Origin of the sequence: Natronomonas salsuginis (assembly GCF_005239135.1) — an archaeon.
In the GTDB taxonomy this organism is placed as follows: domain Archaea; phylum Halobacteriota; class Halobacteria; order Halobacteriales; family Haloarculaceae; genus Natronomonas; species Natronomonas salsuginis.
The window spans coordinates 1-17072 of record NZ_QKNX01000009.1 but is presented as its reverse complement, the minus strand read 5'-3'; the positions used below and the strand labels follow the sequence as shown (position 1 = coordinate 17072).

The 17072-nt window shown below is 54.3% G+C and carries 16 protein-coding genes and 1 pseudogene; 6 read left to right on the top strand and 11 right to left on the bottom strand.

Annotation, left to right across the window (positions count from 1 at the left end; all coding sequences use genetic code 11):
• Positions 1-159 precede the first annotated feature (159 nt).
• Positions 160-1602, top strand: a complete 1443-nt coding sequence (locus DM868_RS14470) for an MATE family efflux transporter (RefSeq protein WP_137277552.1) — start codon at positions 160-162, stop codon at positions 1600-1602.
• A 24-nt stretch (positions 1603-1626) separates the two neighbouring features.
• Here DM868_RS14470 and panB read toward each other — a convergent pair whose 3' ends face one another.
• Positions 1627-2457: a 3-methyl-2-oxobutanoate hydroxymethyltransferase gene (panB, locus tag DM868_RS14465; protein WP_137277551.1), complete on the bottom strand. Its 831-nt coding sequence runs from the start codon at positions 2455-2457 to the stop codon at positions 1627-1629.
• Positions 2458-2799: 342 nt separating this feature from the next.
• On the opposite strand from panB, the gene ilvB reads away from it, so the two are divergent.
• Together ilvB and DM868_RS14455 are read left to right on the top strand one after the other, a co-directional pair.
• Positions 2800-4551 carry a biosynthetic-type acetolactate synthase large subunit gene (ilvB, locus tag DM868_RS14460; RefSeq protein WP_137277550.1) on the top strand — a complete coding sequence of 584 codons (1752 nt, stop codon included), beginning with the start codon at positions 2800-2802 and terminating at the stop codon, positions 4549-4551.
• Positions 4548-4931 (top strand): ACT domain-containing protein, encoded by a 384-nt coding sequence (locus DM868_RS14455; protein WP_137277549.1) that lies wholly within the window; start codon positions 4548-4550, stop codon positions 4929-4931. The genes ilvB and DM868_RS14455 overlap by 4 nt, the downstream gene beginning before the upstream one ends.
• A 10-nt stretch (positions 4932-4941) precedes the next feature.
• Here DM868_RS14455 and DM868_RS14450 read toward each other — a convergent pair whose 3' ends face one another.
• Entirely contained in the window at positions 4942-6147 is a 1206-nt protein-coding gene (locus DM868_RS14450) for an MFS transporter (RefSeq protein ID WP_222845561.1), read from the bottom strand.
• 37 nt (positions 6148-6184) lie between these two features.
• Between DM868_RS14450 and DM868_RS14445 the strand changes: the two genes are divergently transcribed.
• The gene (locus tag DM868_RS14445) at positions 6185-6697 is read left to right on the top strand and encodes a universal stress protein (protein WP_137277547.1); all 513 of its coding nucleotides are present in this window, start codon (positions 6185-6187) and stop codon (positions 6695-6697) included.
• Between the two features lie 37 nt (positions 6698-6734).
• On the opposite strand, the gene DM868_RS14440 is transcribed toward DM868_RS14445, so the two are convergent.
• From DM868_RS14440 to DM868_RS14400, 9 genes are all read right to left on the bottom strand, one after another.
• A complete protein-coding gene (locus DM868_RS14440; RefSeq protein WP_137277546.1) occupies positions 6735-7490 on the bottom strand; it encodes a class I SAM-dependent methyltransferase in 756 nt (251 codons plus the stop codon).
• A complete protein-coding gene (locus DM868_RS14435) occupies positions 7487-7882 on the bottom strand; it encodes a hypothetical protein (RefSeq protein ID WP_137277545.1) in 396 nt (131 codons plus the stop codon). The genes DM868_RS14440 and DM868_RS14435 overlap by 4 nt, the downstream gene beginning before the upstream one ends.
• A 43-nt stretch (positions 7883-7925) precedes the next feature.
• Positions 7926-9947, bottom strand: coding sequence for a TRAP transporter permease (locus DM868_RS14430; protein ID WP_137277544.1), 2022 nt, complete (start codon positions 9945-9947; stop codon positions 7926-7928).
• Between the two features lie 35 nt (positions 9948-9982).
• Positions 9983-11116, bottom strand: a complete 1134-nt coding sequence (locus DM868_RS14425; RefSeq protein WP_137277543.1) for a substrate-binding domain-containing protein — start codon at positions 11114-11116, stop codon at positions 9983-9985.
• Between the two features lie 213 nt (positions 11117-11329).
• Positions 11330-12244 carry a ketopantoate reductase family protein gene (locus DM868_RS14420; RefSeq protein WP_137277542.1) on the bottom strand — a complete coding sequence of 305 codons (915 nt, stop codon included), beginning with the start codon at positions 12242-12244 and terminating at the stop codon, positions 11330-11332.
• The gene (locus DM868_RS14415) at positions 12241-12621 is read right to left on the bottom strand and encodes a Rieske (2Fe-2S) protein (RefSeq protein ID WP_137277541.1); all 381 of its coding nucleotides are present in this window, start codon (positions 12619-12621) and stop codon (positions 12241-12243) included. The genes DM868_RS14420 and DM868_RS14415 overlap by 4 nt, the downstream gene beginning before the upstream one ends.
• 1 nt (position 12622) lies before the next feature.
• On the bottom strand, positions 12623-13729 hold the full coding sequence (locus DM868_RS14410) for an amidohydrolase family protein (RefSeq protein WP_137277540.1): 1107 nt from the start codon (positions 13727-13729) through the stop codon (positions 12623-12625).
• Positions 13730-13824: 95 nt separating this feature from the next.
• A complete protein-coding gene (locus tag DM868_RS14405; RefSeq protein WP_137277539.1) occupies positions 13825-14508 on the bottom strand; it encodes a 4-carboxy-4-hydroxy-2-oxoadipate aldolase/oxaloacetate decarboxylase in 684 nt (227 codons plus the stop codon).
• A gap of 94 nt (positions 14509-14602) precedes the next feature.
• Positions 14603-15370: an IclR family transcriptional regulator gene (locus DM868_RS14400; RefSeq protein ID WP_137277538.1), complete on the bottom strand. Its 768-nt coding sequence runs from the start codon at positions 15368-15370 to the stop codon at positions 14603-14605.
• A 418-nt stretch (positions 15371-15788) separates the two neighbouring features.
• Here DM868_RS14400 and pdhA point away from each other — a divergent pair, with 418 nt between their 5' ends.
• Positions 15789-16913 (top strand): pyruvate dehydrogenase (acetyl-transferring) E1 component subunit alpha, encoded by a 1125-nt coding sequence (pdhA, locus tag DM868_RS14395; RefSeq protein ID WP_137277537.1) that lies wholly within the window; start codon positions 15789-15791, stop codon positions 16911-16913.
• Positions 16910-17072 (top strand): annotated as a pseudogene (locus DM868_RS15590) (alpha-ketoacid dehydrogenase subunit beta); the annotation flags it as partial. The gene pdhA and the pseudogene DM868_RS15590, both read left to right, overlap by 4 nt.

Here is a 17072-nt window from a genome sequence, read left to right as displayed (position 1 = left end):
CTGGACGTACGGTACTTCCGTAGATACGTGTAATACCGCCGTTCAATGGCATATAGGGTCGATCTTTCCAAAGCCTTTTGACTTACCGACCAGCAAGTTCAGTACTACTGTGACGAATCTCGACGCAGCGATGGCTCGGCAGTTCGAGGTGACGGCCTGATGGGGGTTCGAGACTCGCTTGATGCTCTGTTCAAAGGCCCCGACGAGTTCGATCTCACCTCGGGGAGCATCGGCAAGCCGCTGTTTTTCCTCTCGCTGCCGATCGTCGTGACGAACCTGCTTCAGACGGCGTACAACCTCGCAGACACCTTCTGGCTCGGCCAGTACAGCACTGACGCGCTGGCCGCGATCAGTTTTGCGTTCCCGATGGTCTTTTTGCTCATCTCGTTCGGGATGGGCATCTCTGTCGCCGGCAGCGTCCTCGTCGCGCAGTACACCGGCGCGAACGAGGAGCGCGAAGCCGAGTACGCGGCCTCACAGACCGTGACGTTCGCGCTGATCGCCTCGGTGATCCTGGGTGGGACCGGCTACCTGCTTGTCGGAGACTTTCTCGCGATAATGGGAGCCTCGGAGGACGTGCTGCCGATGGCATCGAGTTATATGCAGGTCATCTCGCTGGGTCTCACGTTCATGTTCGGTTTTTTTGTGTTCGTCGCGCTCATGCGCGGGCATGGAGACACGATCACGCCGATGCTCGTGATGTTCGGCTCCGTCGTACTCAACATCGTCCTCGATCCGTTTGTCATATTCGGATGGGGGCCGTTCCCCGAACTCGGCATCGAGGGCGCGGCGCTCGCGACCGTCTTCTCGCGTGGACTCGCGCTCGTCGTCGGGCTGGCGATCATGTTCCGCGGGGCGCGCGGCGTCCAGATTCACCTCCGAGACATGGTGCCGGACTCCAGCTATCTCAAGCGACTCGTCCGGATCGGCCTGCCCGCCTCGATCGAGGGGACCGGCCGGGCGGTCTCGATGAACCTCCTGTTGTTCATCGTCGCGCTCTTCCCCGATCCGGTGGTCGCCGCCTACGGCATCGGCACGCGCGTGTTCTCCGTGATCTTCCTCCCGGCGATCGCCGTTGCCCGCGGCGTCGAGACGATGACCGGCCAGAACATCGGCGCGAACGAGCCCGACAGAGCCGCCGCGGCCGCCGGGCTCGCCGCGAAGACGCTGTTCGTCGTGCTCTCCGCGGCCGGCGTGCTTGTGTTCTTCGTCCCGGAACCGATCGTGTCGGTGTTCGTCGGTGCCGACCAGGAGAACGCCGTCCGCGTCGTCGAGGTCGGCACCCAGTTCCTGCGCTACGTCGCGCTGACCTTCGGGTTCATCGGCATCATGCGCGCGTACACGGGGAGCTTCCGCGGCGCGGGCAAGACGCTCACCGCCGCCGCGATCTCCGTGCTGATGCTCGGTGTCGTCCGCTTTCCGATCGCGTGGGTCGCCGCCGGCGAACTCGGCTCGTCGGGTATCTGGCTGTCCTTTGCGATCTCGAACGTTGTCGGCGCGCTCCTCGCCTACGCGTGGTACGGCCGCGGGACGTGGCGAGAGGGCAACCTCACGGGATCGCCGGTCGACGTCGACGAGGCGAGCGTTTCGACGGACGACTGAGACGCGTTGAGACTTCCCCGATCACTAGTCTTCGTAGATTGGATCGAACGTGTTCTCACGACCGGGGAAGTTACCGCCTTTGACTTCGCTGACGTACTCCGTTACAGCGCCACCGATGATCGAATTGAGATCGACATACTGCTTCGATAATTTATAAGAGGTCTCGTTAAGTCCGAGTACGTCGTTTATTACGAGCACTTGTCCATTTACATGTCTCCCCGCCCCGATTCCGACCGTCGGAACGTCGACCGCTTCGGTGACACGCTTTCCTGTCTCTTCGGTCACCGCTTCGAGGATGATCAAAAATGCGCCCGCGTCCTCGAGTTGCTGTGCCGTCTCGACAAGCGCGTCGACGCTCGTCGAGTTTTCGTCTCCCCGTCCTTGGACGTATCCCCCGCCGATCTGATTCATACGCTGCGGTGTCAGACCGATATGCCCGACAACCGGTATCCCGAGTTCGGTGAGTCGGGACACGATATCGATCGTCGTCTGTCCGTATGGGGCGGTTTCTAACTTCACCGCGTCTGCGTCCGCTTCCTTAATAAATCTCCCAGCGTTCTTCACGGACTCCTCGAGCGATGTACCGTATGATAGAAACGGCATGTCGCCGATCACCATCGCGTCTTCGACCCCTCGACTGACGGCGGCAGTGTTTGAGAGTGACTCGTCGAGCGTCACAGGGAGTGTACCTTTGTATCCCAATTGGTTGTCCCCTGCACTATCTCCGACTAGAATCATGTCGACGCCTCCGTTATCGACCTGCCGTGCTATCGGCGCATCGTACGCAGTCAACATTGCCAAACGTTCACCGTTTTCGTACTTTTCAAAAATATCGGGAATTGACAAACGCCCCATATCTCATTCTTTCGGTGGGGTAACTATAAAGACCCCGAGGCGGAGACGCTTACGGTCAGGTGGCGGACGGTTCATGTGCTCCCGACTGTGTTCTTATTAGCCACGGCGTGATGCGCCAAACTGTGGCTCTGAACTGATTCTCCGACCGAAATTTTAATGTAGGATCCCATGATACGATTGTCCAATGGTAGAGTTTGCTACCTTCGACTTTGCGATTTTTCGTCGCAACTCCATTATTGGGGCTTCCTACTAGCCCCACTACCACACCTATTCGGCCTGCCTACCTCCCGTTCGTGAACGTTCGTTGCACGGCGAATGCCGTACTACAAAAATATTAGAATAATGACAAAACAACTCACCGACTCGCGAGATACGCCTACTGAACCGTCTGATCGATCCGCCACGACTGGCGCTGATTCGATCATTGCGTCGTTGGAAGCCGCTACTGTCAAACACGTGTTTGGCGTTCAGGGTGGCGCCATTATGCCGGTCTACGACGCGTTATACAGTTCCGACATTCAACATATTACGATGGCCCACGAACAAGGGGCATCACACGCTGCGGATGCGTATGGCATCGTTGCTGGAGTGCCTGGCGTCTGCTTTGCGACTTCCGGCCCGGGAGCGACTAATTTGATCACGGGGCTTGCTGACGCGGACATGGACTCCGATCCTGTTCTCGCATTGACTGGTCAGGTTCCCAAGGAGTTTCTTGGGCGAGATGCCTTCCAAGAGACCGATACGATCGGCGTCACGCTGCCCGTAACGAAGGCAAATTACATTGCAGCCGATACCGAGTCCATCAGCGAGACGGTCGGTGAGGCATTCATGCTCGCACAGTCTGGGCGCCCGGGACCGACGCTCGTCGATCTCCCGAAAGACGTCACAAGCCGTGAGACCGAGTCCACGGTGATCGAACCGAAACTTCCCTCGACTCACCAAACGACGGATCCCGCCGACACTGAACATGTCTGTGTCGCAGCCGAAGCACTCGCCAATGCGGAGCAGCCGATTATTCTCTCCGGTGGTGGTGTAATCAAAGGAAACGCGTGGGACGAACTTCGACGGTTCGCCATCGAGTATCGCATCCCTGTCGTGACGACAATGCCTGGAATCGGATCGTTCCCCGAGGATCACGAACTCTCGATGAAGGTCGCCGGCATGCACGGTGCTGGATATGGGAACTTGGCGCTGCAACACGCTGACGTGATGCTCGCCGTCGGAACTCGGTTTGACGATCGACTCACCGGCGGCGTCGAGACGTTTGCTCCGGATGCTGAGGTTGCACACGTCGACATCGACCCCGCAGAGATTTCGAAAATCATCCATGCTGATTATCCACTGGTTGGGGATGCTTCAACGGTACTCAACCAATTGTACGAGGCAATGCCCAGCGCGCCTGACACGGAGCAATGGCGACAACAGTGTCGAGCGTGGAAAGAAGAATATCCGTTAGCGTACACAATCGACGAGGACGGGCCAGTAAAACCACAGTTCGTCGTCGAGGCGATGGATGCGCTAACGCCGGACGATACCATCGTCACGACCGGTGTGGGCCAACATCAGATGTGGGCCTTCCAGTACTGGACGTATCGACACCCACGGACGTGGGTCTCTTCGCATGGGTTGGGGACGATGGGATACGGTCTTCCGGCGGCTATCGGCGCACGCTATGCCGCGGATGACGATCAGTCCGTGGTCTGCTTCGATGGCGACGGCTCGTTCCTCATGACGCTCCAAGAGCTATCGGTGGCCGTTCGCGAGGAACTCGATATTACCGTCATCGTCCTGAACAACGCTGCAGTCGGGATGGTTCGACAGTGGCAAGATGCGTTCTTTGGTGGTCGTCGAGTGGCATCTGAGTACCCGTGGATCCCTCGGTTCGATTCCATAGCCGAAGGGTTCGGTGCACGCGGGTTCCGCGTCGAGACGCACGATGAAGTCAAGTCGACGCTCGAGGCAGCGTACGAGTACGATGGCCCAAGCGTCGTCGATGTCCACATCGACCCTGAAGAGGACGTTTATCCGATCGTCCCAAGCGGCGGGAACAACACGAAGTTCGCGATGAACGAACAGGAACTAGAGGAACTATGACTGACACACCCGATGGACTCGGACCACACGACCGCCCTCAACCGACGGGCAGTCGAACGCCTGCCGGAGTCCGAGTTTCGGATTCTGGTAGGTCGGTCCCCACGGATCAACGAGCCGTCCTGTCCGCAGTCGTAACCAACGATCCGGGTGTTACGGCCGAAGTAACTAGCCTCCTCGCTCGACGACAGATAAACATCGAGCGAATCGTTGGGGAACCAATGGGCGATGGTGCGCACTCGAGAATTACCTTCGTACTCGAACCACCACATCCCGGCGTCGAACAGGTTCGACGCCAAGTCGAGAAGCTCCTTCCAGTAATCTCTGTTGAAGAGCGCGACATCGACATCGCAAAGCGGCTCACCGCTGATATCGATTCCTAGCGGTCTGTCGTCACTTACTCGGCAGTAACATAATTAACGTGATCATCGTTCCAATGAGAAGCGCAAGCGCTAGAAATCCCTCATCGAAATAGCCGATCTCAGCAAAGAACCCGAAGATCGCCGGTGTAGTCGACCCGATTAGTAGTCCGCATGTTCTAATGATCCCCAGTCCAGTCCCCCGAACGTCGTGTGTAAATATTTCGATGAGGTACGACTGCGCGATCGTTCCGCTGCCGAGAAGTGGGGCGACAAGTAACGTGATCACCGCAATCGGTAGTACCCCTTCAGCCAATGGAAACGCGATCAACGCGAGCGCCGAGATGGGCGCTAATACCATCAGCGTCCGACGAATGCCAACCCGATCGTATATCGCTCCCGAAAGCGGTTTTATCACGACACCGGCCGCAAAAAATGAGCCAAACAGGATCGCAGTCGTCGTTTGAGGGATATTTTTACTTTCGATTAAATACGTTGGATAAAAGCTGGTGAACGAAACCCATACGCAAACGTAAATGACGAATATCGTCGTCGCAAAGATCACCCGTTTGGTGTACATCATGGAGAGCGTCTCGGCGAATCGGGACAGGGACATGTGTTCCGAGCTCTGTTTTTCGCTCGAGACTTCCCGTGGAATGTACAGCCAAATCGTGACCGCTATCAAAATGAATATTGGGATCGTAAATCCAAAGCCGAGTTGCCACGCGACAACGACCGTCAATACGCTAGCGAGTGGGGGAAGCAGCGACTGTCCGGCATCGGCCGCTGCGAGCACAATACCGATCGTCGTCCCTGCCCGGTCCGGGTAGGTCTCATACATAATGGTATATCGAGCGACGCCGAAAAGGGCGAGTCCCGCTCCGAGAAGGACTGTCGATGCAAAAAGGGCGGCCGACGATTCGAAGGAGACGATCAACACTATTGTCACTGCTGACAATACCACGCTGAGCAGTAACGTTCGCTTTTCACCTATCTCGTCTGCCAAGATACCGCTCGGAATCTGACCGATCGCGTTCGCCGCCCAGAGGAGAGTCAACAACAAGCCGGCCGTACCCAAATTGAGCCCATAGGCGACCCGTAGCTCCGGCAACATAACCGGGTATATCATCTGTACGCCAACTATGAGAAATGACCCCGCCGACACGGCGAATAAGATTTTCCCCCTGCCATCATCACGGAGTGTACGAACCTCCTTGCGTATCGTGGATGAATGTCCCACAGGAGTCTGTATCCTTCCCATCTATATTATATAAACGATGGTATACTACTGCGAGTTCGTGTTGCTATTTCGCGCGCAAGTACGCCATTTTAAATACATGGCAAGAATGTATTATTCTATCATGTATCGTGTCTTATTCCCAATCGACGTTGTCGACGACGCAGCGACGAAACGGGCTGAAATGCTCACAGAAATGCCACTGGACCGGGACGAACTCGAAATAACTATTCTGAACGTTTTCGAAGCGTTCGATGGCGTAGAAGGGGACCTCACCGTGTCTTCTGGCGACATTTATGACGAAACGGACGTTCCGACCGGGCTTGATACGATCGAAGGACGCTTCGAAGCAGACGGACTTGATACGTCGCTCGTTCGTCGACACGGGGACCCGGCTGACGAGATCCTCGAATACGCACACGAAGGCGCTGTCGACCTCATCGTCATGGGCGGCCGAAAGCGAAGTCCCGTCGGGAAAGCCCTTTTCGGGAGCGTTTCGCAAGCGGTGCTGCTCAATACTGAACTTCCAGTGGTCATCCTCACGTCCGGTTAATATAGTGCCAGCTGGAACGATTTACATATCGGCCGAACTATGATCGGTGTGCGACGAAACGAAGCCGTCGGTAGTCGACAACCCAACCGTTTTCGGGATCGTACAACTCATCCCGGAGTCGGTTGATGACCGCCGCTCTGATCGATCCCCGTTCTTTTCTAGGTACTTCCTCAAGGAGTCCGTCCGCGAACATTTTCAGCCACGGATCTAACCCATCCTCGAGCGGCGTTGGCCGATCGATGAGTCGCATGTATCGTATCTCGAACCCTGCTGATTCCAAGATGCTTGCATGTTCTGCTGGCGTTGGAAAATACCACGGTGAGGTGACCTCGTACCCACGTGCACGACATACTGATCGCACCGCTGACTGGATCGCGTTTACGTTTCCATTTCCCCCAAACTCCGCAACGAATCGCCCTCCATCGGTGAGGTGACAAAAGACATTGTGAGCGATGGTTCGTTGATTTTTCATCCAATGGAGGGCCGCGTTCGAGAACACCGCATCGAATGGTACTGAGAATTCGACTGATCTAGCGTCCCCGAGAACCACCGGAAGTGCCGGGTGGTTCTCTTTGGCCGTCGTGACCATCTCTCGAGAGCTATCGAGGCCGATGACTTCCGCACCCTCCTCTGCAATCTGGGCTGTCAGGTGTCCGGTTCCACAGCCGAGGTCCAATATCTGCTCTCCGCCACGCGGCTTGAGCAGTTGGAGAACGTCTTTGCCGTATTCGTAGACGTAGCTATGGCTCGCGTCGTACAATTCCGCATCCCACTGATCCGAATCAGTCTTCATGCCGACTCCGATAGGGCTGATCGGACGGTCTCTTCGAATTTCGTACTTGAGCGTTCGAACACGGTGTATCCCGCTGGATCCCGCCGTCGCGGAATCTCAAACGCTGGCTCACCGTCGATATAGACAACCCAGTCGTCTCCATACATATTGTTTATACCAAACAGTTGGATACTACTTCCGTATCGATCCTCGAGCGTTTCCAAAAGCGGAGGCACTAGTACATCGTCTTCGAACCGCGGGGGACGATACGGACGAAGGCCATAGGCCTCGTGTTCTTCGACGGCGTACTTCCACCAGTCGGGGAGCTCGTTAGGGTTTCTATCCTCATATTCGTCTGTATCCTCACCCGGTAGGCGGTCCCGGAGTGTTTCGATCCGCCTCTCGTTTTTCATTGGTAGGTACTCGTGTGTAAAAGCAAAAAGGTTCTCGCGCCATTTATCTGGTTGGCAATCGTGCTGCGACCCGGGGATCAAATGTCGAGAGTCCGATAATAATGACCGCTACAAGTATTATTTGCACGGTTAATTGTTGAGCAAATAGCGCTGCGAACCCGGTACCGAGAAGCACTCCTCGAGCGGGAAGCGATAGATCACGAAAACCAATAAACGCGATCGAGATCGCAAGGAAACCAACGGCCAGCAACAGAACGGTCACTGCCAGCATCGGCGTTGGGTTCAATAGTGATTCGTTAAAAATAAACAAGAATGGGAGTATAAACAGGGGTGTACCCATTTTGAGAGCATCTATCGATGTCTGCATGAATCCTGAGCCAGCGATCCCTTGTGTGATGACGACCGCGACAGCGATCGGTGGGGTGATATTCGAAACGATGGCAAAGTAAAAGACGAACATATGGATCGCGAGGATATCGACGGCAACGACGTCGGCCACTGGTGGTGCGACGAACAGTGCAACTAGGAGGTACGCGGCAACCGTTGGCATACCCATACCGAATAGAATCGACGCGATCGCGGCCACGATCACCATTAGAATAACATTTCCTGCGGCGATGGTGATCAGTACGCGAGAAAGGTTTTGTGCGAATCCGGTGACGATGAACGCCCTAACAATTATTCCAAGGGCTGCGACCATAATCGTGATGCTAATTGCCGCTTCGGCTGCTCGGCGGAAGCCTTCAATACTTTCCCGAGCGTATCGTCGAAGTTGTCTGAGACTTTCTTTGTCACCTGTAATGGATGTTTGCAACGTCCGTACTAATCGCAGTCCCATCAGTGTAAAAATGCTATAGTATCCAGACAGAAGTGGATCTGCCTGGATGTACACGAGCCAGTACATTAAGACAATAAACATCCCAATATATTCGTAGTTCGACAGAACTTTGTAGACCCTTCGTGGCATAGAACTGGTTGTTTCGACGCTTGGCATTTTGTCTTCATCTGTACCAGAACGTGACACGTACAACTCTATCGAGATGATAACAACGGCGAAAAATAGAACAGCAGGAGCTGTCGCACGAATGATGATGTCCGTATAGCTAGGGTCAATCAGCTCGGCCATGATGAATACGCTTGTCCCCATTACTGGGGGAAGCACCTGTCCGCCACACGAAGCAACAGCCTCGAGTGCACCCGCGAGTCTCGGTGGATATCCGTTTTCCTTCATCAGCGGGATGGTGAACGAGCCAGTAGTCGCCGCGTTGGCAGTCGTTGCACCGTTGATCGATCCAAAGACCATACTGGCAAGGACCGCGACGTGCCCAACTTTCACCCGTTTGTGACGGGTCGTGATCTGGGTCACACCTTTTATTAGCTGACTCATGCCACCGTATTTCTCGACCATACTGGCCAACATAACAAAGATCACAACCCACGTCGCAGCAACCATCGTCAGGCGTCCGTAGACCCCTTCGAATTCGATAGTACTCATCGTGATGATCCGCTGCAGCGATAGCCCACCATGTGATAAGACCCCCGGTAAGAAAGCGCCGAAATACGAGTAGAGCAGTCCGAGTGTGACGACGACGAAGATCAGACGGGAGACAGACCACAATGCGATGAGCAGCAGGACAATAGCCAGCGCTCCCATCATCACCTGTTCGTTGGAGTATGCACCGGCACCGAATAGCAGTTGCTGGTAATTGTTAAATAAGTAGTAAGTTGGTACTATCACCGCGACGAAATACATCGAGTAGCCGGCGGTGAGCAATTTTCCACGGAGCGCGTCCCGATCCGCTCGCAACAGTTGTATCGATGCCCAAAAACAAAGCGCAAAGCCAAGATGGATAATTACGTGCTGATTTTCTGCGACTGGAAAGCTAGCTGCGTACCACAAGTGGTATATAAAGAACGCAACCCCGAGCGCGTAGACGAGAAATTCCGCGGGATCCCGTCTAATGACTGTTGTGATTGGCGAATCGTATTCCACACCCAACTGTTCATCGATACGCGCCTCCAATTCTTCGGGTGTAATTGTATCCGTCGTGTCTGTCTCTGCCATGTTAAAACAAATATTCAGCTACGAGTATAATTCAACTACGCTTCTGGGGGCGCGGTGAGGTCGTAATCCCCCCAGAGTTCGGACTCTACATAATAGTCATACGCGCCTTTGTGGACCGGTACATCCGGATGTATCGTCTCCAAGAACAGATCGGGGTCCGGATAGAATCCCATCGAATTATCGCTCTCCAGCAAGGCTTCCCCGTGTTCGTAGGACAGCTTCGCAAATTCGTATGCGACTTCATCATCGAGTCCCGTCGTTGAGCTTACGACGTATGTGAGGTTGTACGGGGTGATCGTGTCGGTGAACGACTCGAAGAAATTACTGCCATCAACTTCGAGGGTCGAAGTGTACGGTAGTTGTTGTTCGAACTCCGAGCGAACCTCATCGCTATACGGGATGTGTCGCCAATCGACAGTCGCATCCAACTCTTGCATCCACCCTGGTGCAATCGCGCTGTTATTCACGTAACCGAAGATCGCGTCTACCCGGCCGCCTCTGAGTGCTGCCGGTTGATCAGAGTACCCAACGTATTCGGGGGTAATGTTCTCCAAGCCGATTTCGAGATCGAGGATTGTCTCCGAGGGAACACGCGTACCAGCTCCTGCGGATCCAAACGAAACCGTCTGCCCTTCGAGATCGTCCCAGCTTTCGATCCCCGAATCCGCTTGAACGATCAAGAATGGTTGAACACTGAAGTTTCCTCGGATCTGTCGGACGGCGTTGAAATCGTTCAGCGGGTTGTCCGCAAACGGTCCTTGATCGGGTGAGACCTCTAGTCCGTATGTCGATGGGGTTGAAAAAGCGGCTTCCCCTTGGTCCATCATCCGGTATCCTCCAGTAGCCCCTGGCGAGACAACCGCATTGATCTCAAATAGATCCGTTAGGTTCTCTTGGCGAAGGTACTCGCCAAATGTAGAGCCGATACGGAATGCCGTCGAACCCTCAACGGATGTCGCGAAGGTGAATTCCTGTGTGGCTCCTCCTCCGTTGCCACTCCCATCGTCGCTGCTTCCGTTGCCATTACCGTTGCCACCACTCTCTCCGTTTCCATCTCCACCGTTTCCATCTCCACCGTTTCCACCCGCACAGCCAGCTAGCCCCAGCATCCCTGTAGCCGCGGCTGCGCCTGCTAGTACTTTCCTCCGTGAGGTCGTGTGGTTTGACATACCTACACAGTAAATAATGCGATAGGTTATAAACCTACCGGGTTGTCCTTATTTTATTATTATACATTGTACCGGACCTAAACTGCTTGATATTTCCGTATCATATCAATTTAAATATCTTTATTTGTGCCTATCTTAGTTAGGTTGCATTTCTGTCATAAGTCCCGCGGAACGGAAAGCAGACCACTGGTTACTATATTGTGCGGATCCGTCTCATTCGGTGTAGCTGTGTTCCTTCGCTTTTATAAGGTTCGTTGCCATCCGGTTGTACGGAACATCGATGTCCTCCTCGGTGGCATATTTAACGATTGCACCGTTGATCTGATCGATCTCGGTTTGGCGTCCGTTTTGAACGTCTTCCAACATCGAGGACATCGTGTCGTAGTTTATTTGACAATTGTGGTGGGTCTCGGCGACTGGATCACCCTCTATCGGGATCCCACGCGCTTTTGCAACCTGCATCGCTTCTTCGACTAATCGATCCATCACGGCCGCTGATTCGCCATGATCACTAAGCGGGCCGTCGAGTAAGCCGGTTAGTGCTGCGACCGGCTTTATCCCGACACTGACGAACTGTTTTGCCCAAATTACCGCTTCGGGATCGTCCGCTGTGTGCACTTCGACGCCTGCCTTCTCGAGTAATTGTGCGACCTGTGTGACTCGATTCTCGTCATCCCCCGCTATTTTCGTGTCACCCCACCCGGTGTGTAGCACGTGTCTCGGCCCTTCTGTGCTGGAGCCGATCGTCGTTGCTCCACCGACGATATTGGACTTTGGGACATACTGCGAGATGTAGTCCATATTCAACAGGCCGTTCTGCAACGTCACGACGGTGGTATTCTCGTCGAAAAGCTCCTCGCTTGATTCCAATGCCGTACGTGTGTGATAAGACTTAACGAACACGAATAGCACATCAACGACGCCGATCTCTCCGGAGTCCGTCGTTGCTGGGACGTCGATAACTACGTCGTCGCGATCCTGACGCTCGACGAGCAGGCCCTCCTCATTGATCTGTGAAACGTGTTCCTCCCAGATATCGACCAACGTCACGTCAACTCCACCGCGGGATAGATACCCACCGAAGACGCCACCGAGTGCTCCCGCCCCGAGTATCGCAACCTGCGTCATTCTACCACGTACACCTCGCCATCACGGACGACGACATCGTACGTAGGAACTCGGTAATCACTCTTCGAGAGGTGTTCTCCTGTTTTAATGTCGAACTCCCACCCATGCCACGGGCAGGAGACGATCTCTCCGTCACAACTGTACGTCCACTCCCAATCCTCCATCGTCAACGTTCCATCGAGGAGTCCTTCGCATAGGGGTCCACCCTGATGGGGACAGAAGTTCAATACCGCGTGGAACTCGTCGTTCGAGTTGAATAGGGTTATCTCACGACCCTTAATATTCACCGTAATTCGCTCTCCTTCGCCGAGGTTTGCGGCTGGTTCTACGGGATACAGCGTCTTTCCGTCGTCGGTTTCTACAGGTTCTGAACTCATTTTAAAAGTCGAATGTTTCTAGCGCATTCTGTCCGTAGACGTTATTCAACTCGTCGACATCGAACGATGGGAGGAGATTCATCATCTCGTCCGTGTAATCGAAGTCAAGGTGCGGGTAATCAGACGAGAACATGAGATTATCTTCGCCACCCATTAGTCGAACCATCGAATCGACGTACTCCGGTTCTCCAGTCCCCTCTATCGGCTGGCTAGTGAACGAGAAATTCCGTCGGATATACTCGCTCGGCTCGGCCTCCAACATCGGGGCGTCCTCCTTTTTCGAGTGATACTCGTGATCGAAGCGCCGCATAAAATACGGAATATAGCCGAGGCCAGCCTCTTGGACCACGAAATTCAGATCCGGGAATCGGACCGGAACGCCCCGGGTAATCATATCTGCCATATTGCACATGTGCATCATCGGATGGGCGACGACGTGTGAGGAAATAAATCGAGTTAAATCTGCGAACGCTCGGGGAAATGCCGTCATCATGTTACCCGATGCGTTGTGCATCATCACGGGCAATCCATTGGCTTCTGCTGCTTCGTAGATCGGATAGTATTTTTCTGCACCTGCCAGTGGCGATATACCGCCGCTTGGGAAAAAGACTGCCGCAATCCCATCTTCACTCGCACGATCGTCTATTTCTTCTGCCGCTTTTTGCGGTTTCTGTGGGGCAACCACCGCTGCACCATACATCCCGCGATCGGTGTCGATCATCGTGTCCAGCAACCACTCGTTGTACGCGTGGGCGAGCGCTGCTGCGACCTCTTCGTTTCGTACACAACCAAGGTATAGATTCAACGTCGGTGTGATGACGACCTTGTCCGAGTGAATCAGATCTATCCCAACTTGAGCTTCTTCTTTGGAACGAACCGACTCCGATTGGACCTTGCCAGTTGTGATTGGATTTATCAACCCGGCGGACGGATAGAGACTGCTAAGGAATCCATAGTCGTCTCCTTTACTCCGACCGAACACGTTTGACCACGGCTCCGGAAGATACGGGAGAATGTCTTCCTGACGCTCCGTCACGTGAAAGTCGCAGTCGACGATCGTATCGATCTTTTTTAATCTCGCGGGTATCTCTTCAGCTGATTGCGCCATGATAGTATTCTACAGTATTTCAATATATAAGTATTCCTCAAGGGTATATTTTCCACCTTCCACGGCTGACTCGGTCTCCCTCGTAGACATCAGAGCTATTCGGTGTCGGTAATCGGTTCTAATCCGTGCTCGACGAGTACGTTGTCGTACCCGCCGATCTCGTATAGCGACTCTCCGTTCTCGATCCGTTCTCGAAGCCCATTCTCGCGCTTGAGATGCGCGTCAGCCGCATCGGCCACATCCCCGGCAACATCCCTCGGGACGACCGTCACGCCGTCGGTGTCCCCGACGATAACGTCGCCCGGAGACACGATTACGTCGCCAACACTCACGTCGATGTTAACCGACCCTAGCGTTTCTTTGACAGCTCCAATCTGCGATACTGCCGGACTAAATACGGGGAACCCGAGTTCGGTGATCGCATCGATGTCTCGAACGTTTCCGGAACTCACGACGCCGGCCAATCCCTTCTTCATCGCATACCGGGTCGCGAGTTCTCCCCAGGTCGCCGCTCGAGTTGTCTCAGCTTCGATGACCAGTACGTCTCCCGGCTTCGCCAGTTCGATCCCGACGTAGATCATCATATTGTCACCCGCTGGCAATCGAACCGTCGTCGCCGGTCCACAAACCGGGGCTCCCGATGTCTGAAGCGATATTTCGGGTTCCATCGCGTTTCGCTTCCCCATCGCTTCGTGTACATCGGCAGCGTTGTGCGTGCCAAACCGCTCTACGATCCCCGGATCTGGACGTTCTATCTTTCGAATGACTTCCGGTTCCATGTTGCGTACAATATCGAAGGGGTTATTTATATCTTCGTTTGTGGGACCTCTTGATCTCTACCTCGACGAACTGTATTCAAATAAACCGAATCACTCAGCTGTATTCAAGGTTTAATTCGAGCTCGTTAACGGCGCTTAACAGCAAATCGGCGTTCTCTTCTTTTAAATACGCCCCCGTCATCCGATTTGCAGGTCCAGAAATGCAGAGCGCGCCGATCGTTCGCCCACCGTTGCAAATCGGTGCCGCGACCGTCTGCAGCCCCATTATATGTTCCTCTCGATTGAGAGCGAACTTCTGATCCCGAACGCGTTCGAGTTCTTCGAACAGCACTTGGCGTTCCGTGATCGTGTTTTCGGTGTGAGGCGGAAGTCCCCATCGATCGATGATCGACTCCACTTCTTCGTCGCTATACTGGGACAAAACCGCTTTACCACCCGCTGTTGCGTGGACATAAACCGGTTTGCCGACACGAGTACCCGTCCGTACCGCATTCGGTCCTTCCTCACGGCAGAGAATGTACCCCTGTCCGTGTTGTTCGATCAAAAACACGCAGAGTTCACCGGTTCGTTCAGCCAACTGTCCCGTCTTTTCGCGTGCAAGGTCGAACCCCGGATGCGAGTTTCGGACCTCGATTCCGTAATCGAGAAATTGCATCCCTGTCGTGTACTCATCTCCTTGTCTCATGACGAACCCGTTTCGCTCAAGTGTCCCCAAGTGGCGATGAATCGTGCTTTTTGCGAGGTTGAGATCCTCGGACAGACTCTGTAGCGTTGCCCCACCAGTATTCCGTATCGCTTCGAGTATTTCGAATGTTATTTCGACCGTTTTAACGGGCCGTTTCTGATCTTTTATTGGGTTCATTCTTAGTACATACGTGTACACCGAGTCAAATAACTGTTCGTGTTATTCGAACTATATATACCTGACAGGCTATGATGACGCCTGAATAGATCTCCGAAGCAGCTTATTTTGATGTTTGTCTTCATATACCGTTCAATTGTGGTCTAATACGATCTTTTGGTACACATTTTTACGCCGCTATCGTCTACTCGACCAACTCACACGAGTTCCATCCAAAATTTACATATTGCGAACATTCAATAACGGACCTAATTTTGTTATTAAAATATTTGAGAACAACCGAACATGGTAATTCCCGCAGGAGTGATCGGTTTCGAATATGTGAATAACGTTGCTTAAACCCGTATAGCTACCTTGTGACCGATGAATGTGACACACGAACACGCATATTTATAACAACCTACGGATATAATCCGATATGGCAGCCGTCCACTACCAGTCGTCAGACTATGTTCAAATCCTTGATCCGGATGGGACTGTCCGATCCGATGCTTCCGTACCGGACCTTCCGGAGGACGAGTTGGTCGCGATGTACAAAGAGATGCGGTTTGCACGCCACTTTGACGAACGGACAATCAGCTTACAACGCCAAGGTCGCATGGGGACGTACACCCCGATGGCCGGTCAAGAAGGTGCACAAATCGGGAGCGCACATGCGCTCGGATCGGACGATTGGTTCATCCCAAGCTACCGAGAACACGGCGCAAAGATGGCGCTAGGTGTCGACCCCAAAGACATCCTTCTATACTGGATGGGTAACGAAGTCGGGAATCAAATCCCAACTGATCTGAACATCTTCACTGACTCCATCTCGGTTGGGACACATCCTCCCCATGCTGCTGGAATGGCTTGGGCCTCAAAGTTACGAAACGAGGATAGGGCGTTCCTCTGTCACTTGGGTGATGGTGCGACGAGCCAAGGTGACTTTCACGAGGGGCTGAACTTCGCCGGCGTCTTCGATCTCCCCACGGTCTTTTTTTGCAACAATAACCAGTGGGCGATTTCGGTCCCTCGAGAGCGACAAACGGCCTCCGAGACGTTCGCCCAGAAGGCCCACGCGTACGGCTTCGAGGGCGTACAGGTCGACGGGATGGATCCGCTGGCGGTGTACCAAGTCACGAGCGAGGCGCTCTCGAAGGCGAGGTCCCCCGATCCGGCGAGCGACGATGGGCCGGGTGGGGCGACACGACCGACGCTCATCGAGGCCGTGCAGTACCGCTTCGGCGCACACACCACGGCGGACGACCCCTCGGTCTACCGCGATGACGAAGAAGTCGACGCGTGGAAACGGAAAGACCCCATCACGAGGCTTGGTCGGTATCTACGTAACCAGGGTCTTTTGGATGATACACTCGAGGCGACCATAGATGCGGAAATAAAAGACGGCGTCGCCGAGGCGATCGAAACGGCCGAGTCCTACGTGCCGACTTCGACAGACATGTTCGACAGCGTCTTCGCGGAACGGACCGATATACTCGACGAGCAGGCGGCCCATCTCGAACAGCTACGCGAGCGCTACGGTGACGAGGAACTACTGGAATGAGTACGCAAGCATCCGATACCGATACTGAGACTGAGACGCAGAGTTTGACGCTGGTACAGGCGGTCCGCGACGGGCTGCGAAGCGAGATGGAACGCGACGAGGACGTGCTCGTTCTCGGCGAGGACGTCGGCAAGAACGGCGGCGTTTTCCGCGCCACCG